Source organism: Stenotrophomonas sp. 610A2 (genome assembly GCF_030549615.1).
In the GTDB taxonomy this organism is placed as follows: domain Bacteria; phylum Pseudomonadota; class Gammaproteobacteria; order Xanthomonadales; family Xanthomonadaceae; genus Stenotrophomonas; species Stenotrophomonas pigmentata.
Map to the genome: position 1 here is coordinate 3,832,109 of NZ_CP130832.1, position 21,314 is coordinate 3,853,422.

A 21,314-nucleotide genomic window follows, 5' to 3' on the forward strand; every position below is an offset into this window, starting at 1 on the left:
GAAAAACGACGTGCATCCATGCACGTCGCCCTTCGGGTTCTTCCCACTGGCTCCGTCGCTGCGGAAGGGGCCCGGTGGGTCAACGTCAAAGGCCGAAGCAACGACAACAGCAAAAGCTACCCCTTCCCGGCCCTCCCCTTGCCTGCGGCAAAGGGAGGGGGCGAAGCTGCAATCGGCGAGGGTGGGAGCGGAGCTGCGCCACTCTGTAGACAAAACAAAAGCGGCGTTGCTGCGTCCCATCGACCTGGATTCCAGTCGACAGAACACCGCAACGCCGCTCGGCTTTTCAGCCGATGAAAGCCCTTACTCGGACTTCCACCACATCATGAAGGCATCCCACAGACGCTTGAAGAAACCGCCCTCTTCCACCGCCTGCACAGCCACCAACGGCGCCTCGGCAACTACCTTGCCGTCCAGCGACACCTTGACCGTACCAATCTGCTGACCTGCAGTGATCGGCGCCACCAACTCCTTCGGCACGTCCATCGACGGCTTCAGATCGTTGTAACGGCCGCGCGGCACGCTCACCAACATCGGCTGCGCCACGCCCAACTGCACCTCATCGGCTGCGCCCTTCCACACATGCTGCGTGGTCACCGCCTTGCCCGGCTCATACATGCGATGGGTTTCGAAGAAACGGAAACCCCAATTCAACAACGCCAGGCTGTCGTCAGCACGCTGCTTCTCCGATGCACCGCCCATCAACACCGCCACCAGACGCTGGTCACCGCGCTGCGCCGAGCTCAGCAGGCAGTAGCCGGCAGCCGAGGTGTGGCCGGTCTTGATGCCGTCCACGCTCTGGTCACGCCACAACAGCAGGTTGCGGTTCGGCTGGGTGATCTTGCCTACCGTGAATTCCTTGATCTTGTTGTACGCATAGGTCTCCGGGTAATCACGCACGAAGGCGCGGCCCAGCAACGCCAGATCGTAGGCGCTGGACTGGTGACCCTCGGCGTTCAGGCCGTGTGCGTTGACGAAGTGCGAATCCTTCATGCCGATCTTGGCGGCGTAGCTGTTCATCAACGCCGCAAACGCTTCCTGACTGCCTGCGGCATGTTCGGCCAGCGCGATGGCCGCGTCGTTGCCGGACTGGATCGCCATGCCCTTTTCCATGTCTTCCAGACGCGCGGTCTGGTTGACCGGGAAGCCGCTGTAGCTGCCGTCGGTGCCTGCGCCGCCTTCGCGCCAGGCGCGCTCGCTCATCATCACCTGGTCGTCCGGCTTGATCTTGCCGGTCTTCATTTCCGCGGCAAGCACGTAGGAGGTCATCACCTTGGTGATGCTGGCCGGCGGCAGCGGCGTGTGGATGTTCTCGCCCGCCAGCACCTGGCCGGTGGCGTAATCCATCAGCACCCATGCCGTGGCCGTGGTCGGGACCGGTGCCGGCGGCGTTGCCACCTGTGCCGGAGCGGCAGCTGCGGCCGGCGCGGGGGTCGGCGTCGGGGTGGGTGTCTGGGCGGAGGCCAGACCCACGACGAGCGTGGTGGCCAGTGCAGCGGCGGCAAAGCGGAATTTCATCGGACAGGGGCCCTGATGGACGAGGAAGGAAAATTCGGGGAGTCATTGTAGGGCGACACCTGCCAGCTGGCGGCACCCCGGTATGGCTGGGGTTAATCGCGAACCACTTGCGGCAGGCCAAATCCAAGACCGGCAATGCGGCCGGCAAGTTCCGTGGCACTGCTGCTGTCGCTGGCCGGCACACGCAGGCGCCACAGGGTACGGCCACCACTGACGATGTCACTGAGGCTGGCCCCGACAATACCCGCCGACGTCAGCTGGCCCAAGGCCCGCGCAGCATTGTCGCGGCTGGAGAAACTGGCAACCTGCAGCAGGATAGCCCCCAGCGCGCGCGAAGCGGGGTCAGGCTGGGCCGAGGGCACGGCTTTGGGAACCGACGCTGCACCGCCCGCAACGCCCGGCGGCGGGGTGAACTGCAGCAATTCCGACGATGCCGGCAGCGCCTGAACGCTCACCGGCCCCGATGAAGTGGTGGCGGCGCTGGTGGTGGCTGGACGACCGGTGGCGACACGCACGCCGTTGTCCTTCATCCAGGTCTCGAAATGGTCGGCATTGCCAGCAACCGGACGTGCCGGTGCGCTCGGCAGCTTCTCCACCAGCTGGTCCATGCGACTGGGGCTGGCCGCTGCGGGCCGCGTTGCCGGTACAGCCGCGGCAACCGTCGCAGCCGCCCGTTCACGTCGGGCGCGACGGCTGTCGCCGGAGGCCTGCAGGTTTTCGCTGCCGGGGGTCAGTCCATGCACTTCTACCCGGCCGGTGCCGCGCTGGGTGATGCCCAGCCGCACTGCGGCGGCGTAGCTGAGATCGATGACGCGGCCTTCGTGGAACGGACCGCGATCGTTGACGCGCACGATCACCGATTCACCGTTGTCCAGGTTGGTCACCCGCGCGAAGCTCGGCAGCGGCAAGGTCTTGTGCGCGGCGGTGAAGGCGTACATGTCGTACACCTCACGGTTGGAGGTGAGGCGGCCGTGGAACTTCTGCCCGTAGTACGAGGCGGTGCCCTGTTCCACGTAGTTATCGACACGGTCCATGATCTGGTACTGCTTGCCCAGCACCGTATACGGCGAGCGATTGCCAACAGCCGAGCGCGCCTCGTTGGTCACCACCGGCTCGGGAATGCAGTCCACGTTGGGTATGTAGCTCGGCGTGGAGTCACTTACACCGGGCTTGTACAGGCCGCCAGCGGTGTAATTGCCACGGGTGGACAGGTCTTCCTGCGCCTTCGCATAAGGTGAGCCCTCCGGGCATTCACCGCGCGCACCGCCACGCCCGTGTACCACCGTTGCCGGCCGCGATGCCGAGCTCGCACCCGCACCGGGTGCCGACTTCTTGGGGGCGCTGCTGCAGGCGGCCAGCCCGAGCACGATCAACGCAGGGACCAGCCACTTGATGTTCATGCCGGGGGAAGCTCCTTGCCGGCGATGGCCTGGGACAGCTGGAACACGGCCATCGCGTACATTTTGGAGATGTTGTAACGGGTGATTGCGTAGTAGTTCTGGAAGCCCAGCCAGTACTGCTTGCCGTCACTGCCTTCCAGCGTTACCGGGGTGGCCTTGGCGTTCACCGCACGCACCGGCGTGATCGGCTGGTAACCGCGCGCAGCCAACTCGGTGACGGTGTAGGTCGGGGTCCAATCGGTGGGATTGAACTCCTCGAAGCCGGCCTGCAGCGTCGCCGGTACCGCCACGGTGCCGCCGCGGATCCAGCCACCCTTCTTGACGAAGTAATTGGCAATGGACGAGAACACGTCGTCATAGCTGTTGAACAGGTCACGGCGGCCATCGCCATTGCCGTCCACGGCGAAGTCCAGGTAGCTGGACGGCATGAACTGGCCCATGCCCATCGCACCGGCGTAACTGCCCTTGAGCGAGGTGATGTCGAGCTTTTCCAGTGCGCTCAGTTCGAACAGCTTGGCCAGCTCATCACGGAAGAACAGTTCGCGGCGCACTTCGCGCTCGAGCTTGGCCGGGTCGCCGCTGCGCGGGTACTTGAAGGCCAGTGTGTACAGCGCATCCAGCACGCGGTGGTTGCCGGCATTGCGGCCGTAGCTGGTCTCAACACCAATGATGGAAACGATCACCTCGGCCGGCACGCCGGTGCGTTCCTGCACCCGCATCAGCTCATCGCGATGCTGCGCCAGGAAGGCGCGGCCACCATCGATGCGGGCCTGGGTGATGAACATCGGCCGGTATTCGTTCCACGGCTTGACCCGCTCAGCCGGACGCGACATCGCGGCAATGATCGGCTCGCGGATCTGCGCCTGGGCCAGGGTGGCTTCGATATAGGCCGGATCAATGCGGTATTTGGCCGCCGTATCACGCACGAAATTGGCGCGGGCGATTTCGAACGGCACTGGCGTCAGGTCGACCGGCGGCAACGCAGCCTTGGCCTCGGGTACGGCTTCGGCGGGGCCGGTGCTCGGCTTGACCGGAGTTTCCGCCGGGGCCGGCAGGGGTGTAGGAGTCTTCGGCTGGGTTGCGCAGGCAACCATGCCAAGGGTGAGGCAGCAAACCAGGGCGCGTCTAATCATCGGGCGAGATTAGCAGGTCAAAGATGAATTTCCCGCAATAACACCATGAAACACAACAAGATTGAAGTAGAAAATACGCTTCGGCAGACGCCGCTATTGACCATGTTGGCCAAGCGCTTTCGATGAATGGGCGACGCAATGCAGCTGCGCGTGGAACGGCGCGAGCGCTGCGCAACGAGATCGGGCCCTGCAGCCAGCAGGAAAATGGAGCGCCGGTCATCTCCCCATCCCGCTGAGATGACCGACACTCGCGTCAGCGTCCGGAGGACCCGGGACGACGGCTCCCCCCGTCTTCCCGCCAGATGCCAACCTGCCAATCGCCCCATACGGCGAGCTGGCAATCACAGCGCTGACTGCGCGCCGGTGACGGGGCGTAGTGTGAAGGCTTGGTTAAGCCAGGTGTTTGATCTGGATCAAAGCTCGCAACATTGGCGCGGATCAATACGCGATCCGCGCAACAGCATTGCGTCAGCCGCCATGCACCGGCCGGTGCGCGCGCACCGCCATCACCAGGCCGAAGCCCGCCAGCAAGGACACCGCCGAGGTGCCGCCGTAACTGATCAGCGGCATCGGCACACCCACTACCGGCAGCAGGCCGGAGATCATGCCGCCGTTGACCAGGATGTAGACGAAGAACGCCAGGCCGGTGGCACCGGCCAGCAACCGCGAATAGGTATCGCGCGAATCCACCGCTATCCACAGGCAGCGCCCGATCACGAATAGGTATAGCGCCAGCACCAGGGCCACGCCGACCCAGCCGTATTCTTCGCTGAGCACCGAGAACGCGAAGTCGGTGGTCTGCTCGGGAATGAAGTTCAGGTGCGACTGCGAGCCCAGCCCCCAGCCCTTGCCGGTGAAGCCGCCGGAGCCAATGGCGATCTTGGACTGGATGATGTTCCAGCCCGCACCCAGCGCATCGCTCTCCGGGTCCAGGAACATCATGATGCGGTCCTTCTGGTAGGGCCGCAGCAGCCAGAACCAGGCAACCGGTGCGGCCGCGGCAACGCCACCCACGCCCACGCCCACCCACCACCAGGGCAAGCCGGCCAGCAGCAGCACGAAGGCACCGCTGGCGGCGATCAGCACGCCGGTACCGAAGTCCGGCTGCAGCATCACCAGCCCGGTCGGCACACCGATGATCACCGCTGCCACCAGCACCACCGGAATGCGCGGCGGCAAGGGCATTCGATTGAGATACCAGGCCACCATCATCGGCAGGCTGACCTTCAACAGCTCGGCCGGTTGCAGGTAGAACAGGCCAAGATTCAACCATTGCCGTCCGTATTTGCCGGTGCCGAGCACGAACACCGCCAGCAGCGGCAGCATTGAGAACGCGTAGATCATCGGCGTCCATGCACGGATGCGCAGGATCGACACCCGCGCAATCGCCCACATCGCCACCAGGCCCACTGCAAAGCGAGCGCCCTGCGCCATCACCAGGCCGCTGCCACCCGCACTGTCCAGCACCGACAGGCCAATGCCCATCAAGGCAAGCAAGGCAAACAGCAGCGGCCAATCCAGGCCGCGACTGAGCCGCTGGCCCATCTCCAAGGCCCAGCGCAGGAAATCCCTCATCGACGTGCCTCCGTTGGCGTTGCTGCCGGCGCGGCGGGACGCGCGCTTGCCGGTGCAACCCCGGGCAGCGCCTCTGGCGCTGGCTGCGGCGGCACACCCGGCAGCGGCGCCGGAGCGCCCACCATGATCGGCAGATCGGCGAACTGCGGCGCCACCTGCTCACCGCGTGCACGCCAGCTGGCATCTTCGGTATCAAACGTGGTCACGCCTACCGCCACCGTGCCGCGCTCGGCATCCAGCGGTTGCAGGCCTTCGGGCATCACCCCGAGCAACCAGGCATCAAACACCTTGCGTGCGATCGGCGCGGCGGCCGAACCACCGTAACCGCCACCTTCCACCGCGATGGCAATTGCGATCACCGGCTCCTCGGCAGGCGCAAAACCCACGAACAGCGCGCGGTGACGCAGGTGCATCGGCAGGCTGCGCGGATTCAACGCGGCCGTGCCCTTGCGGCTGATGACCTGCGCGGTGCCGGTCTTGCCGGCCATGTGGTACTGCGCACCGGCGGCCACACGCCAGCCACTGCCGCCGGGCTGCATGGTACCCATCATGCCCTCGCGCACTGCCTGCACATTGGCCGGATTGGGACTGATCGGCCTGCTCGCCGGCTGTGGCGTTGGTGCCCAGTCGTGGTCGAAGCCGGCGCGCTGCTCCATCACCAGATGCGGCGTACGCAGCTGGCCGGTGGCCAGACCACCAACACCGCGCACGAGCTGCAGCGGCGTCACCTTCCACAGCCCCTGGCCGATGCTGGCATTGACCGTGTCACCCGGATACCAGCGCTCCTTGTTGGCTTTGAGCTTGGCCGCCGGTGACGGCAGGATGCCGCCGATCTCACCGGCCAGATCGATGCCGGTTGGCTGGCCGAAGCCATAGCGGTTGCCCATGTAGTCGTCATAGCGCTCGATGCCCATGTCGATACCGAGCTGGTAGTAATAGGTATTGACCGACTGCGAGATGGATTTGCGCAGGTCGGTCCAGCCATGGCCGCCACGGTTGGCGTCACCCCAGCCACGGCTGACGCCGGGCAGGTAGAACATGCCGCGCGACAGGATCTTGTCTTCGGGTCGGCGCAGGCCGCTGTCCAGGCCAGCCAGGCCAAGGAAGGGCTTTACTGTCGAACCCGGTGCCACACCGCCCAGCACCAATCGATTGAACTGCGGCCGCGAGGGGTTCTCGTTGAGCGCCTTGAAGTCGGCATGGGAAATGCCGTTGACGAACAGATTGGGGTCGAACGACGGCAGGCTGACCATGGCCAGGATCTCGCCAGTGCGCGGATCGATCGCCACCGCCGAGCCTTCCTGCTCACCGAACGCCGCCACCATCGCGCGTTGCAGGTCAGCGTCGATCGACAGGCGCAGATCGGTGCCCGACTGCGCCGGCACCCGCCCAACCGTGCGGATCGCACGGCCCTGCACATTGGTCTCGACCTGCTCGTAGCCGATCTTGCCGCGCAGCTGGGTTTCGTAGAAACGCTCCAGCCCCGACTTGCCGATGTGGGTCAGCGCCGCATTGCCCTCGCCCAGCTCTTCCAGGTCCTTGTCATCGACACGGCCGACGTAGCCGATGATGTGGCCGAACAGATCGCCGTAGGGGTAACGCCGGGTCAGATAGGGTTCGAGCTCCACACCCGGGTAACGCCAGCGGTCCACCGCGAAGCGTGCCATCTCGTCGTCGCTGACCCGCAGTTTCAGCGTCACCGGCATGAAGCCGCGACGCGCCTTGCGTGATTGCTTGAAGCGCTCGATATCTTCCTCGCTGAGCGCGAAGATCTTCTGCAACCCGGCAAGAGTGGCGTCCATGTCCTGGACCTTGTCGGCGGTGACATCCAGGCGGAAGGCCGGCACGTTCTCCGCCAGCAGGCGGCCGTTGCGGTCGTAGATCAGGCCGCGCCCAGGCACCACCGGCCGCGCCTTGATGCGGTTGGCCTCGGAACGGGTGGCGTAGATATCGTGGTCCAGCACCTGCAGCTTGAAGTACCAGCCGGCGAGGAAACCCAGGGTCAGCAAAACACCGAGGAAGCCAATCGCGGCACGACGCCGGAACTGCTCGGCCTCGGCGTGCGGATTCTTGTTCTGGCGGCGCGAAGCCATGCGTCAGCGCCCGCGCTTGCCCAGTCGTACCGCGTCCAGCAGCACATACAGCGGCAACCACAGGGCCATGCCCAGCAGCGGCGCCACCCAGTAGCTCCACGGCAGCAAGGGCTCACCCACCAGCAGGTGGATGGCGGCATCGATCACGCGGTCGTTGAACAGCAGGCCGCCCATCGCCAAGGCCTGCTGGGATAGCGGGAAGAAGCGGATGCGGGCACGGAAGCGCTGCAGGATGAAGGCCATCATCACCAGCCGCAGTGCCTGCTCACCGAGAATTCCGCCAAACATCACATCGGCCAGCAAGCCGATGCAGAAGGCAAAGCCCAGCCCGACCTTGTCCGGGGTTTCGATCACCCAATAGGCCAGCACCAGCGCCAGCCAATACGGGCGCGCCGGCTGCAGCAGTTCCGGCAACGGGATCAGGGTCAGCAACAGGGCCAGCACGAAACTGACCGGCATTACCCAGCCCTTGGTGCGCAGACGACTCATGGGCGCACCTGCGGCGGGGTCGGGTTATCAGTGGTGACAGGCGCTGCCGGGCTGGTGGATTCGCTGGTTGGCGCCGTCGGCGCAGCTACGGCGGGCACCTGCCCTTCGGCAGCTGCCGGCACACTGGCAGCGGGCTGCGTTGCAGCCGGAGCCGTCTGGCTGGCTGCAGCATCCGTGGCGGGAACCACCGCGGCACCCATGCGATTGGCCGGTGCCGCTGGCGGGCCACCCGCCGTCGCATCCAGCGCGGGATCAACTGCAGTGCTGTCAGGCAACTGCGGCAGCGGCGGCACCGAGCGCAGCAACAACACGTTGCGGCCGCGGTCCAGCTTGGCCGCCGGTTCCAGCTCGCCGACCAGGAAGGCGTGGGTATCGTCCGGGCGCAGCTTGAGGATCTTGCCGACCGGGAAGCCGGCCGGGAAACGCCCACCGAGGCCGGAAGTGACGATCTCATCGCCGACTTCCACGCCAGCGCTGAGCGGAATATCACGAAGCTCCAGGCGGTCGCCACGGCCGTAGACAATCAGCCGTACGCCATTGCGCGCCACCGCCACCGGCACCGCGTGGTCCGGGTCGGTCAGCAGCAGCACGGTCGAATGCGCGGGCGTCACCGCTATCACCTGGCCCATCAGGCCACCGGCGTCGATCACCGCCTGGCCGACATGCACGCCGGCACTGCTGCCCGAATCCAGTACCAGTCGTTGTTTGACCGGGTCCAGGTCGATATCGAGGATGGGGGCCAGCTGTACGTCCAGGCCATTGCGTTCGGCCACGTTGAGCAGCTCGCGCAGCTGCGCGTTGTCCAAGGCAGCCGTCTGCAGGCGGGTCAACCGCGCGTTGGCGACCAGCAATTGGTTGCGCAGCTCGCGGTTCTCGCTGACCAGCTGGGTGTGGCTGGCGGCATTGTCCTTTACCGAGGCCCCAACCCGGCCCGGCACACCGGCCAAGGCCCAGATCGGCTGCACCAGCACATTGGCCTGGGCGCGCAGACGCGACATCCAGCCGCCCTGGTCGTCGAGCACGATCAAGGTGATGGCCAAGGCCAGGTACGCCAGCAGACGCAGCGTGCTGGCGGCGTCTCCCTGACGGGAGGCTACGGGAGGACCGGCGTAAGGGGGCACGGCAGAAGACTGGGAAGGATGGATCGGGAATGAAGAACGGAAACGGCGTGGCTTGCGTCACGCCGAGTGGTCGGGGAAACGAGTGCTGGGCAGTGGATCAAGATGCAGGAAGCCCTGCCCCATTCCCGATTCCCCATTCTCCATTCCCTCCGACTTATTCCGGCGCGAAGAACTCGTTGCCGTGCATGTCCACCAGCTCCAGCGCACGACCGCCACCGCGGGCCACACAGGTCAACGGGTCATCGGCCACCTGCACGTGCAGGCCGGTTTCCTCGGAGATAAGGCGATCCAGGTCGCGCAGCAGGGCGCCACCACCGGTCAGCACGATGCCGCGCTCGGCGACGTCGGCGCACAGTTCCGGCGGGGTCTGCTCCAGGGCCAGCTTGACCGCCGAGACGATGCCCGACAGCGGCTCGTGCAGGGCTTCCAGCACCTCGTTGGAGCTGATCTTGATCATCTTCGGCACGCCCTCGGCGAGGTTGCGGCCGGAGATTTCCATCTCGATCACTTCTGCCTGCGGGTAGGCGCAGCCCAGCTCCACCTTGATGCGCTCGGCGGTGGCTTCACCGATCAGCATGCCGTGGTTGCGGCGCACGTAATTGGTGATGGATTCGTCGAAGCGGTCGCCGCCGATGCGCACCGAGGCCGAATATACAATGCCGTTCAGCGAGATGACCGCAACTTCGGTGGTACCACCGCCGATATCGATGACCATCGAACCGCGCGCCTCGGTGACCGGCATGCCGGCACCGATCGCAGCAGCCATCGGCTCTTCGATCAGGAACACATCACGCGCACCGGCCTCCTCGGCCGATTCCTTGATGGCGCGACGCTCGACCTGGGTGGAGCCGGCCGGCACGCAGACCAGCACGCGCGGACTCGGGCGCAGCACGCGCGACTTGTGCACCTTCTTGATGAAATGCTTGAGCATCGCCTCGGTATAGGTGAAGTCGGCGATGACGCCGTCCTTCATCGGGCGGATGGTGGTGATATGGCCCGGGGTACGGCCAAGCATCTGCTTGGCCTCTGCGCCGACGGCAGCCACCGAACGGGTGCCACCGATGGCACGGTCCTGGCGCACGGCCACGACCGATGGCTCGTTCAGCACGATTCCCTGGCCGCGCACATAGATAAGGGTGTTGGCCGTGCCCAGGTCAATGGACAGGTCATTGGAGAACATGCCGCGCAGCTTCTTGAACATCTGGGGAGTGATCCTGACGGGTGCCGTGCCCACGCCGGTTGGCGAAAAAATGGGCAGAAAATGAGGGCAGTTAGCCTATCAACCCACCCCCGCCCGAGCAAGGAAAATCCTAGTGAATTCTGGGCTTTCGACCACTCCGGGCAGCTGCGGTACATCCTTGCTTCTGGCCGTGGGCCGTCGCAGCCGGTAACCTTACCCACTTTGGCGCGCAGTCGCGCCGGGTTGCCTGCGCGTGCGCGGTGGCCTTTTCCCTTTTACGTATAGGCCTGTACGCAATGTCCGCTTTGATCTGTGGTTCCCTTGCCTTTGACACCATCATGGTGTTCCCGGACCAGTTCAAGAACCACATCCTGCCGGACAAGGTGCACATCCTGAATGTGTCGTTCCTGGTCCCGCGCATGCGCCGCGAGCTGGGCGGCTGCGCCGGCAACATCGCCTACAACCTGAAGCTGCTGGGCGGCAGCCCGATCCCGATGGGCACCGTGGGCCAGGACTTCGGCCCGTACCGCGAGCACTTCGAGCGCATGGGCATCGACCTGAGCCAGGTGCGGGTGCTGGAAGACATGTTCACCCCGCAGTGCTTCATCACCACCGACCACGACAACAACCAGATCACCGCCTTCCACCCGGGCGCGATGATGCGTTCGCATGAGAACCACGTGCGCGACGTGCCGGGCGTCACTTTCGGCATCGTGGCCCCGGACGGCCGCGAAGGCATGATCCAGAACGCGGCCGAGTTCGTGGAATGCGGCATTCCCTTCATCTTCGACCCGGGCCAGGCGCTGCCGCTGTTCAACGGCCCCGAGCTGCGCGAGTTCATCGAGCAGGCCGACTACGTGGTCGTCAACGACTACGAATCCAACCTGCTGCAGGAACGCACCGGCTGGAACGAGAAGGACATCGTCGCCCGGACCAAGGCCTACATCACCACCCAGGGCCCGCGTGGCGCCATCATCCACACCCCGGAAAAGAGCTTCGACATCCCGCCGGCGCACGAGCGCCGCGTGGTCGACCCGACCGGTTGTGGCGACGCCTTCCGCGCCGGCCTGATCTACGGCATCGAGAAGGGCATGGATTGGCTGACCGTCGGCCGCATGAGCAACCTGATGGGCGCGCTCAAGGTTGAACACCCGGGCACGCAGAACCAGCGCTTCGACTTCGCCGAGTTCAACGACCAGTTCAAACAGCAATTCGGCTACGGCCTCTAAGAAAAAACGGCGCCTCGGCGCCGTTTTTTTTAACTGTAGTGCCGAGCTAGGCTCGGCAGAAGCCTTACCGGCAAGCCGCAGGCCGCATGACATCTGTAGGAGCGGCGTAAGCCGCGAAGCTGGTGATGCTGGATTACAGGCGAATTCGGCAATCTGATGGTGCGCGAGCTTCGCGGCTTACGCCGCTCCTACAAGAGGGTTTGCTGGTGACGCCCCAGCCGAGCATGGCTCGGCCCTACCCGGATTTTGCGGCCTGCCACTGCTGCAGCAACTGCACACAATCACGCAGCTGCCACTGCGCCATGCCCGGCCACGGATCATCCGGCACATTGATCAGGATGCCCGGCACCCCCGCCGCCTTTGCCGTGGCCAGGTCGTAGTAATGATCCCCGACCATCCGCATCTGCGCAGGCAACACCTGCCAGCGCTCGGCAAAGAACTGCAACCCAGCCGGTGACGGCTTGGGCTCCACTTCCCAGCGGCCGATGATTTCTTCGACGGCAAAGCACTCCGCCACGCCGATCGCCGCCAAGGTCACTTCCGCCAACTCGCGCGCATTGCGGGTAAGGATGCCCAGCCGGCAACCATCGGCATGCAGCGCGCGGATCAAGGCCACCGCTCCCGGCGCTGCGACCGATGCCTCGGCCAGCTCCCGCTCGTGCTGCATCAGCCAAGCGTGACTGTCAGCGGCCTGCTGCGCGGGAAGGCTGGCCAGATGATCGAGGATGTCCGCATCCGCAGGAATCTGCAGCTCGCGCCGGATCAATTCAAAGTCATGCACCGGCTCGGTCAGGGTGCCGTCCATGTCGAACACCCAATGACGGCTGGCGGCGACGTCGGACCGCCCCGCCACATCAGCGAGCACCTGGATCAATCCCAGTTCGGCATCTGGCTGCCGTCCAACCCGCCAACCTCGAACACCGCCTTGCGGGTGCCGCCGGCCTGCACCGGGAACTCGATCTCGATCACCGTGGCCTTGCGTGCCTGCCGCCACAGACCGCGGTTGTCATCAATGAACATGGCGATGGCCTCGTCGGTATCCGGGCGATGCGCAGCCATGTTGCGGGCCGGTGCACCATCGACGCTGACCTTGACCTGGCAGGCGCGGTAGCAGGCTTTGGCGAAGTCGCTGGACTGCAGCACCAGATAGGCGTGGCGCTTCCATTCCGGGTGATCGCGGAACACCAGGTTCACCTGCTTGGCGCCGGTGCTGTCCACTTCCACACGGTCCTTGCTGTAGATCGCCGCCGAACGCTGGGTACCGCCCTTGACCGGCACCTGGTTGTAATTCCACAGGGCCTGCATGCGGCGCAGCTCACTGGCTGCAGCGGCCTTTTCGCGGACCTCGGCAAAGCCCGGCTCGATGCGCTTGGCGGTCTCCGAATCCGGGAACTGATCGAGCAATGCAGCGCCATGGATGCGCGCCTTCTCCCAATCGGTGGCGGTGATCGCAGCGTCGTACAGCTTGCCGATGCCTTCAGCGTCGGCTTCGCGCTTGGCGCGCTCCTGCGCGGCGGCGGCCTCCTGCTGCTGGCGTTCGGCCTCCGGGTTGCTGCAGGCGGCCAGGGCAAAGGCGCAGAGCGCGCCGAGGATCAGTGGTTTCATCAAACAGCTCCGGTGAACATGGCGCCGAATCGGCGCGCGATGGGCTTCACTTTAGAGCATGTTGGGGATTGCGGATTGGCTTTGGCGCCATGCCACCAGTATCACTCCCCGCCCATCCGCCACCAATGCGTGGAAGGCGCCGGCGCACGGATATCCAGACGCTCACCCATCTGCGGCGCGGTCAGCAGCACGCCCTGCTCCGCCGCCAGTGCGGTGATCCGCTCGAACGGCTCGGTCCACGCATGCAGGGCCAGGTCGAACGTGCCGTTGTGGATCGGCATCATCACCTTGCCGCGCACATCCAGGTGCGCCTGCAGGCTCTGCTCCGGCTGCATGTGCACGCCGGGCCACTGTTCGTCGTAAGCACCGGTCTCGACCATCGCCAGGTCGAACGGACCGTAACGCTCGCCGATCTTCGCAAAGCCATCGAAGTAACCACTGTCGCCACTGAAGAAGATCCGCGTGCGACCGGTATCGATCACCCACGATGCCCACAAGGTGCGATTGCCGTCGGACAAGCCGCGACCGGAGAAGTGCTGCGCGGGTGTCGCCGCGATTTTCAGGCCTTCAATCCGCGTTTCCTGCCACCAGTCGAGCTGGGTAATCTTCTCCTGCGGCACGCCCCAGGCCAGCAGACGATCACCCACGCCCAGCGCGGTGACGAAGTGCCGCACCTTCGGTGCCAACGCCAATACCGCGTCATGGTCGAGATGATCGTAGTGGTCGTGGGAAATGATGACGCCGGTGATCTCGGGCAACTCGTCGATCGACAGCGGCGGCGCATGGAAGCGCTTCGGCCCCATGAACGAGAACGGCGACACCCGCTCGGAGAACACCGGATCGGTCAACCAGAAGTGTCCGTCCAGCTTCATCAGCATGGTCGAATGGCCCAGCCGCCACAGGCTGTCGTCGGGCGCGTCCAGCAAGGCCTGACGGGTCAAGGCCTGCACCGGGATCGCCACCTGCGGCGTGGCATCTGCCGGCTTGTCGAACAGGAAGCGCCACCACACCTTCACGCCACGCACGAAACCAAGCGGGGCCTGCTTGGCCACGTTGTGGAAACGCCCCTCGCCGTATTGCGGCGACTGGTCATAGGAAGCGGCGGGATGCGCACCGCAGGTCAGCAGGCCAATGGACATGGCAATCAGCACCGTAATGAGGAGGAGGAAACGAGGCAGGCGACGCTTCATGGCTGGGATTGCCGTTAAAAGTACACTGACGAGTCTACTTCCATTTCAAGGAAAGTAAACTGAACGGTGTAAAATGAGCGGATGACCGACTCCAAGCGCCCGCTCCGCCTGACCGACCGCAAACGCGAGGCCATCCTGCGCGCGGCAGTGGCCGAGTTCCGCGAGCTGGGCTTTGCCGGCACCAGCATGGACCGCGTCGCCGCCACCGCCGAGGTATCCAAGCGCACGGTCTACAACCACTTCGCCAGCAAGGACGAGCTGTTCACCGCCATCCTCTGGCAGCTGTGGGAAGCGAGCCAGTCGCTGGACGCCCTCGCCTACGATCCGGCCCAGCCACTGCGCGAGCAGTTGCTGGCCTTCGTCGCGCAGAAGCTGCGTCTGCTCAGCGACGCCAGCTTCATCGACCTGTCGCGGGTGGCCATGGCCGAGCTGGTGCATGCGCCGGAACGGGCGCGGGCGATGATGGACAAGCTGGCCGAGAAGGAGGAAGGCCTGACCACCTGGATACGCGCGGCACAGGCCGACCACCGCCTGCGCGACGACATCACCCCGGCCGAGGCCGCCCACCAGCTGCAGGGCATGGTCAAGGCATTCGCGTTCTGGCCACAGATCGCGATGGGCGCTGCGCCCTTGGATGACAGCGCCCAGCAACGGGTGATGCACGACTGCGTGGACATGTTCCTGGCGGTACGCGCCACGCCCTGAGTACGGCGCGGAGCCAGTCCGGCAGCCTGCCGCGGGGATCATCGCCCGGCTGCACGAACGACCGGAGTGACTACAGATGTAGTTACCTTTGACACTGCGGCAGCAAGGCTGCCATTCGTACACTCCGCGAACACGCCCATCGGGCCCTTCGCAGACACACGCAACGTGCGCACTTCACTGAAATGGTCTTCGCTGTTGTTGTCCGTACTGCCGCTCCACGCCCTCGCCGCCGAGCAATGGATCCTGGCCACCGATCTATGGGGCAACAGCGCCAAGCAGACCTTGAATCTGGACGTAAAAGGCGTGCGTGTCAGCGGGACACTGGGCGGTGATCCGATCAGCGGTACGTTGAACGGCAAGCAGCTGAAGTTCACCGCCACTGGCAGCGACGGTCAGGTCTATCACTACGACGGCCGCATCGACGGCAACCGCATGCAGGGCCGCAGCGACGAGCCGGACACCAACAACCGCAGCGCGCGTGCAGCACACGATTTCAGCGCGTGGCGGGTACCGGCACAGCCGGACAAGGCACCGCGCCTGCACGACTTCACGCCCAACGATTACTCCAATACCTTCAGCGCCGAGCGCGCCCCCGCATTGGTGATCTGGCCGGGCGACTCGGTGCGGACCAAGACCCTGGATTCCGGCGGTATCGACGAGCACGGCATCACCCGCGCACTGTTCGGCAACCCGCAGGTCGGACCGTTCTTCGTCGCCGGTGCCGAGCCCGGCGACACCCTGGCGATCACCATCAGCTCGCTGAAACTCAACCGCGACTACGCCGACAGCCTCGACGGCATCGTCGGCCGCCTGAAGACACCGCGCATCGCCACCGAAACCGCGACGCTTGGCAAGCCGGTCCGCTGGGAACTGGACCGCGTACGCGGCATGGCCCGCCCGCAAGGCGCCAGCGGCGCATTGAAGAACTTCGAGATCCCGGTCAAGCCGATGCTCGGCGGCCTCGCCGTTGCGCCGGGCTTCGGCTACCCGCCGTTCTCCACCGGCGACACCAGCGACTTCGGTGGCAACATGGATTTCAACGCCGTGGTCGAAGGCAACACGGTGTACCTGGAGGTGCAGCAGCCCGGCGCATTGCTGTATGTCGGCGATGGCCACGCGCTGCAGGGCGACGGCGAGACCAGCCAATGGGCGTTGGAGACATCGCTGGACGTGGTGCTGAAAGTTGAACTGATCAAGAAGCAGTCCATCGCCACGCCGCGCGTGGAATCGCCTACGCAGATCATGACCCTGGGCCAGGCCGGTTCGAGTGACGACGCGCTGCGGCTGGCGACGTCAGGGATGCTGCAGTGGCTGCGCCAGTCCTATGGCCTGGATATGTCGCAGGCAACGCAGGTGCTGGGCGTGGCAGTGCAGTACAACGTGGTCAATCTTGCTGGGCGTAGCGTTGGTGTGGCGGCGAAGATTGATAAGTCGGTGTTGAAGGGATTGCCGGTCGCTGCGGCAAAGAGCGGCAAATGAGGGCTGCGGTCGAAATCTGATTGCGGCTACGGCGCAGGAAGCCGACACGCCCGGGAGAGTCGTACAACCTGCTCAACACCGCCGCCATGTAGTGCCGAGCCATGCTCGGCAGAGGCCTTACCGGTAACGCCCAGCCGAGCATGGCTCGGCTCTACAAAAAGGCACCGCGCGAAGGATTCCGGGTGCGCTGCGCCTGCTCCGGATGCGAAGCCCTCAAACCTGGAGCAGCACAAAAACAAACGGCGAGCCGAAGCTCGCCGTTTGGATTGAAGCCAACTGAGCCAATTACTGCTTCGGCGCAGCTTCCTGCTTCGGTGCAGCTTCCGCCTTGGCGATCATGTCTTCCACCGAGGCGGTGGTGATCGGGTGGTAGCCCGGCTTGGCCTTGGCGAACACTTCCTTGGCGAAGGCCAGACCTTCCGGCGTCTTCAGCAGTTCAGCGTAGATCGGCAGCACCAGCTTGCGGCGGCCAACGGTCTGGATGAACTCGCCAGCAGCGGCCTGTGCATCGGTGTAGCCGCTGCGGATTGCCAGCGGGTACCAACGCATCGCGATTTCGCCGTTCGGGGTACCGGTGAAGTGATAACCCTTGTCCAGCACAGCCAGCTTCTCAATCGGCTGGGTAGCACCCAGACCATCGATGAAGCGCACCCATTCCTGGGTGTTCCACTCGCGGGTCACCTGGTTGCTCGGCAGCGCACTGCTGCCCAGGAAGGCGATGCGTGCAGTGTCGACCACGGCGAAGTTGCGCGAACGGGCCTTGCTGGCGAAGGCCGGGATGCCCGGCTCTTCCAGCCATGCCTTCAGCTCGGCCTCGGTGACCGCGGTCGGGTTCTTCGGCAGCAGGTTCTTCGTCATGTACTCGACGAACTGGTCGGTATTCGCGCTCTGGAAAGCATGGTCGTTGAACCAGCCACGCAGGAACGGATCAAACACCGCGCGACCAAAACGCTGCTCCAGGAACTGCAGGAACCACGCGCCCTTGACGTAGGCGACATTGCTCAGCGCTTCGTCCGGGTCACGCTCGTTGAGCGGCGGCAGTGCCAGCGCCTGGTCGGCCGGGCTCATGTCCTTCACTTCGTTGAGCAGATCGGTCTGGTCGATCTCGCGCTCCATCTCGGCCATCTCGGCGCCATACAGCGCCTCGGTGATGCGGCCCTGCACGTAGGTGGTGAAACCTTCGTTGAGCCAGATGTCCTTCCAGCTGGCGTTGGTCACCAGGTTGCCGGACCAGCTATGTGCCAGTTCGTGCGCGACCAGCGACACCAGCGACTTGTCGCCAACGATGACGGTCGGGGTAGCGAAGGTCAGGCGCGGGTTTTCCATGCCACCGAACGGGAACGACGGCGGCAGCACCAGCATGTCGTAACGGCCCCAGCGGTATTCGCCGTACAGGTTCTCGGCGGCACCGATCATCTTCTCGGTGTCCTCGAATTCCTTGGCGGCCTTGTTGACCATGGCCGGTTCAGCCCACACGCCGGAGCGCTCGGAGATCGGCTCGAACACCAGGTCACCGGCGGCGATGGCCAGCAGGTAGGACGGGATCGGCTGCGGCATCTTGAAGGCGTAATCGCCATCACGTGCAGCCTTCGGGTCATTGTCGGCGCTCATCAGCACCATCACGTCCGGGCGGCTGGTGACATGCGCGCTATAGGTGAAACGGACGCTCGGGGTGTCCTGCAGCGGCACCCATGAACGTGCGTGGATCGCCTGCGACTGGCTGAACATGAAGGGCAGCTTCTTGCCCTCGGTCATCGACGGCTCCAGCCACTGCAGGCCGGAGGCGGTCGGTGCGGTGTGGTAGGTGATGCGCACCGAGGTCGGCTGGGCCGGGGTTTCGATGCTCAGCTTGCTGCCGAACACCTTGTCAGCCGGCGCCAGCGCGAACTGCAGCGGCGTGGCTGCGCCGTCGGCAGCAACAGCCTCGACCTTCTCGACGCTCAGCTCGCGGGTGTCCAGCAGCAGCTGCTTGGCCGCCTTGTCCTTCCACTCCAGCGTGTAGGTGGCGGTACCGCCGATCTGCTTGGCGTCGAAATCGACCTTCAGATCCAGCGCCAGGTCCTTGATGACGACCTTGTCCGGTTCAGCGTAGGAGCTTTCATCGTGGCTGCGGCTGACGGTATTCACGGCGGCGGCGGGCTTCTGGGCGACGGGATCGGCGGTGGGGGCAGCGGGTTCTTTGGCACAGCCGGCGACAAGCGCCACGGCCAGGGGCAGCATCAGGAACGAAGAACGCATTGATCTGGAACCGGTTCAGGGGATAACCGCTGATTTTAAACCCGAAAGGCCGTGGCGGTTGCGGCGATGCGGCAAGCGGTACCCCGCGGGCTTTGCGGAAACTGCCGGATTGCGTGAATCAGCTCCCGCTCGAGGGCCAAGGTAGTGCCGAGCCATGCTCGGCAGGAGCTTTACCGGCTAGATCAAAAGCGCCCCTCATCCCAACCCTTCTCCCGCAAGCGGGAGAAGGGCCAAGGCAAAAGCTGGAGAACCAACCCCTCCCCTTGGCCTGCGGCCAAAGGGAGGGGGCAAAGGCGTAGTGCCGAGCCACGCTCGGCAGGGGCTTTACTGACAAAAGCAAAGGCAATGGCAAAAGCAAAAGCAAAGGCAAAGGCAAAGGCAAAGGCAAAGATCAACAGCATCACCCAACCTACAAAAAAGGCGGCCAATGGCCGCCTTTTCCTCAACACACCCAGCAAGCAAGCCTCAAAGCTTGTAACCCGAGTGAATCGAAACAATACCCGCGCTCAGGTTCTTGTAATGGCAACGGCCAAAACCCGCCTCCGTCATCATCGCCTTCAGCTCTTCCTGCGGCGGGTGCTTGCGGATGCTCTCGGCCAGGTACTGGTAGCTGTCGGCGTCACCGCGGGCGAACAGCTTGCCCAGCTTCGGCAGCACCTTGAACGAATGGAAATCGTAGACAGGCTTGAACCAGTCCACGGTCACTTCCGAGAACTCCAGCACGCGCGCCTGCCCGCCCACCTTCAGCACGCGGTACATCTCACGCAGCGCGGCTTCCTTGTCGGTCACATTGCGCAGGCCGAAGGAGATCGTCACCAGGTCGAAGCTCTGGTCCGGGAACGGCAGGGCCTCCGCGTTGAGCTGCACCCACTCGAAGCCCGATACCTGGCCGCGGTTGGTCAGACGGTCACGCCCCACCGACAACATGCCGGCGTTGATGTCGCCCAGCACCACGCTGCCCTCGGCGCCGATGCGCTCCTTCAGCAGCACCGCGATGTCACCGGTACCACCGGCCAGATCCAGCACGCGGTCGCCCGGCTTTACCTGCGCAGTGGCTACGAAGTAGCGCTTCCACAGCCGATGAATACCCAGGCTCATCAGGTCGTTCATCAGGTCGTAGTTGTCGGCCACGGAAGTGAACACCTGGCCGACAAGCTTCTGCTTGTCCTTGGCCGGTACATCGCGGAAGCCGAAGTGGGTGGTGCCGGTCTTGTAGGGGGATTCGCTCATGGCTGCGATTATCGCACCGACAGCCCGATTGCGCCGCCAGCAGGCTGAATCCGGCCGCTATGATGATCGCCACAGCACCACAAGGACCTTGCATGATCACCACCCCGGACTACCGCGCCCTGCTTGAAACCGCCATCGCCGAGGCCCGCCAGGGCCTGGCCGAAGGCGGCATCCCGATTGGCGCGGCGCTGTACCACAACGATGGCCGCCTGCTTGGCTGCGGCCACAACCGGCGCATCCAGGAGGGCGACCCGTCCATCCATGGCGAAACCGATGCCTTCCGCAAGGCTGGCCGCCAGCGCGGCTACCGCAACACCATCATGGTCACCACCCTGGCCCCGTGCTGGTACTGCAGTGGCCTGGTTCGCCAGTTCAATATCGGCACCGTGGTGGTGGGTGAATCGGTCAGTTTCCCCGGTGGAATCGACTGGTTGCGCGAAAACGGCGTGAACGTCATCGACCTGAATGACGCCAGCTGCATCGAGATGATGGGCCGCTATATCGCCGAGAACCCGGATGTCTGGAATGAAGATATCGGCGAATAACGTGACGTTATCTGAACAAATTCCCATTAATCTCATCGGTAAATTAGACGCTGTAGCCAGATCGTAAGAAAAACAGCGTTATGCTCGGGGTACAGGGGCACTGCCATCGAGGTGAAGCGATGTATACAACGCCCATCCAACACAGCAGTCGCCAATCCCTCCAGCGTGCTGGGGAGCAATTGCGACAGCAGTACGCACAACATCGCTGCTCGGCCCCGTTCTGGGATGCCTACCAACAGGTTCAACGTGAACTGGTAGCGGCATATCCGGAACACCAGGCCGAGCTCTGCAACCGCCTTGCGGTATTTGCCCAACGTCTGGGCGCGGTTGAGAAGGCTCAGTTACTTGAGCTGGCGGTTACCGAAGCATAGAAAAACCGGGCCTGGCCCGGTTTTTTTTGCTCCGATTCCGGTAGTGCCGAGCCATGCTCGGCAGGGGCTTCACCGGCAACCCATCAGGTTTGTAGGAGCGGCGTAAGCCGCGAAGCTGGCATCGCTGAAATGACCAGGTTATGGGTCACCTGACGAATCCCCGGCTTTGCAGCTTGTGCTGCCTGTTTTCGCTTGGAAAGCCTCTGCCGAGCA

18 protein-coding genes are annotated in these 21,314 nt (G+C 64.5%); 4 read left to right on the forward strand and 14 right to left on the reverse strand.

The window, feature by feature from the left end; all coding sequences use genetic code 11:
• Nucleotides 1-303 precede the first annotated feature (303 nt).
• The 8 genes from Q5Z11_RS16995 to Q5Z11_RS17030 form a co-directional block, all read right to left on the reverse strand.
• Entirely contained in the window at nt 304-1,518 is a 1,215-nt protein-coding gene (locus Q5Z11_RS16995) for a D-alanyl-D-alanine carboxypeptidase family protein (protein ID WP_303747487.1), read from the reverse strand.
• A gap of 92 nt (nt 1,519-1,610) precedes the next feature.
• The gene (locus Q5Z11_RS17000; protein ID WP_303747488.1) at nt 1,611-2,918 is read right to left on the reverse strand and encodes a septal ring lytic transglycosylase RlpA family protein; all 1,308 of its coding nucleotides are present in this window, start codon (nt 2,916-2,918) and stop codon (nt 1,611-1,613) included.
• Nucleotides 2,915-4,051 (reverse strand): lytic murein transglycosylase B, encoded by a 1,137-nt coding sequence (gene mltB / locus Q5Z11_RS17005; protein WP_303747489.1) that lies wholly within the window; start codon nt 4,049-4,051, stop codon nt 2,915-2,917. The genes Q5Z11_RS17000 and mltB overlap by 4 nt, the downstream gene beginning before the upstream one ends.
• A gap of 468 nt (nt 4,052-4,519) precedes the next feature.
• On the reverse strand, nt 4,520-5,626 hold the full coding sequence (gene rodA, locus Q5Z11_RS17010) for a rod shape-determining protein RodA (protein WP_303747490.1): 1,107 nt from the start codon (nt 5,624-5,626) through the stop codon (nt 4,520-4,522).
• Nucleotides 5,623-7,719 carry a penicillin-binding protein 2 gene (gene mrdA, locus Q5Z11_RS17015; protein WP_303747491.1) on the reverse strand — a complete coding sequence of 699 codons (2,097 nt, stop codon included), beginning with the start codon at nt 7,717-7,719 and terminating at the stop codon, nt 5,623-5,625. Before mrdA ends, rodA begins: the two co-directional genes overlap by 4 nt.
• A gap of 3 nt (nt 7,720-7,722) precedes the next feature.
• Complete coding sequence (gene mreD / locus Q5Z11_RS17020; protein ID WP_303747492.1) at nt 7,723-8,208, reverse strand: rod shape-determining protein MreD; 486 nt, start codon at nt 8,206-8,208, stop codon at nt 7,723-7,725.
• A complete protein-coding gene (gene mreC / locus Q5Z11_RS17025; RefSeq protein WP_303747493.1) occupies nt 8,205-9,329 on the reverse strand; it encodes a rod shape-determining protein MreC in 1,125 nt (374 codons plus the stop codon). Before mreC ends, mreD begins: the two co-directional genes overlap by 4 nt.
• Before the next feature lie 154 nt (nt 9,330-9,483).
• Nucleotides 9,484-10,530, reverse strand: coding sequence for a rod shape-determining protein (locus Q5Z11_RS17030; protein WP_005419402.1), 1,047 nt, complete (start codon nt 10,528-10,530; stop codon nt 9,484-9,486).
• Between the two features lie 275 nt (nt 10,531-10,805).
• Here Q5Z11_RS17030 and Q5Z11_RS17035 point away from each other — a divergent pair, with 275 nt between their 5' ends.
• On the forward strand, nt 10,806-11,738 hold the full coding sequence (locus tag Q5Z11_RS17035) for a carbohydrate kinase family protein (protein ID WP_303747494.1): 933 nt from the start codon (nt 10,806-10,808) through the stop codon (nt 11,736-11,738).
• 235 nt (nt 11,739-11,973) lie between these two features.
• On the opposite strand, the gene Q5Z11_RS17040 is transcribed toward Q5Z11_RS17035, so the two are convergent.
• The 3 genes from Q5Z11_RS17040 to Q5Z11_RS17050 form a co-directional block, all read right to left on the reverse strand.
• A complete protein-coding gene (locus tag Q5Z11_RS17040; protein WP_303750076.1) occupies nt 11,974-12,543 on the reverse strand; it encodes an HAD family hydrolase in 570 nt (189 codons plus the stop codon).
• A 65-nt stretch (nt 12,544-12,608) separates the two neighbouring features.
• Entirely contained in the window at nt 12,609-13,343 is a 735-nt protein-coding gene (locus tag Q5Z11_RS17045; RefSeq protein WP_303747495.1) for a hypothetical protein, read from the reverse strand.
• Between the two features lie 101 nt (nt 13,344-13,444).
• The gene (locus tag Q5Z11_RS17050; protein WP_405051617.1) at nt 13,445-14,482 is read right to left on the reverse strand and encodes an MBL fold metallo-hydrolase; all 1,038 of its coding nucleotides are present in this window, start codon (nt 14,480-14,482) and stop codon (nt 13,445-13,447) included.
• Nucleotides 14,483-14,614: 132 nt separating this feature from the next.
• Here Q5Z11_RS17050 and Q5Z11_RS17055 point away from each other — a divergent pair, with 132 nt between their 5' ends.
• Nucleotides 14,615-15,238, forward strand: coding sequence for a TetR/AcrR family transcriptional regulator (locus Q5Z11_RS17055; RefSeq protein ID WP_303747497.1), 624 nt, complete (start codon nt 14,615-14,617; stop codon nt 15,236-15,238).
• A gap of 165 nt (nt 15,239-15,403) precedes the next feature.
• Nucleotides 15,404-16,717: an acetamidase/formamidase family protein gene (locus tag Q5Z11_RS17060; RefSeq protein WP_303747498.1), complete on the forward strand. Its 1,314-nt coding sequence runs from the start codon at nt 15,404-15,406 to the stop codon at nt 16,715-16,717.
• Between the two features lie 285 nt (nt 16,718-17,002).
• Here Q5Z11_RS17060 and Q5Z11_RS17065 read toward each other — a convergent pair whose 3' ends face one another.
• The 3 genes from Q5Z11_RS17065 to ubiE all read right to left on the reverse strand — a co-directional run bounded on the left by Q5Z11_RS17065 (nt 17,003) and on the right by ubiE (nt 20,185).
• A complete protein-coding gene (locus tag Q5Z11_RS17065; protein ID WP_303747499.1) occupies nt 17,003-18,955 on the reverse strand; it encodes a M1 family metallopeptidase in 1,953 nt (650 codons plus the stop codon).
• Between the two features lie 182 nt (nt 18,956-19,137).
• Complete coding sequence (locus Q5Z11_RS17070) at nt 19,138-19,383, reverse strand: hypothetical protein (protein WP_303747500.1); 246 nt, start codon at nt 19,381-19,383, stop codon at nt 19,138-19,140.
• Nucleotides 19,384-19,420: 37 nt separating this feature from the next.
• Nucleotides 19,421-20,185 (reverse strand): bifunctional demethylmenaquinone methyltransferase/2-methoxy-6-polyprenyl-1,4-benzoquinol methylase UbiE, encoded by a 765-nt coding sequence (gene ubiE / locus Q5Z11_RS17075; protein ID WP_303747501.1) that lies wholly within the window; start codon nt 20,183-20,185, stop codon nt 19,421-19,423.
• 92 nt (nt 20,186-20,277) lie between these two features.
• Between ubiE and Q5Z11_RS17080 the strand changes: the two genes are divergently transcribed.
• Complete coding sequence (locus tag Q5Z11_RS17080; RefSeq protein ID WP_303747502.1) at nt 20,278-20,730, forward strand: nucleoside deaminase; 453 nt, start codon at nt 20,278-20,280, stop codon at nt 20,728-20,730.
• The last annotated feature ends 584 nt before the right edge of the window (nt 20,731-21,314 follow it).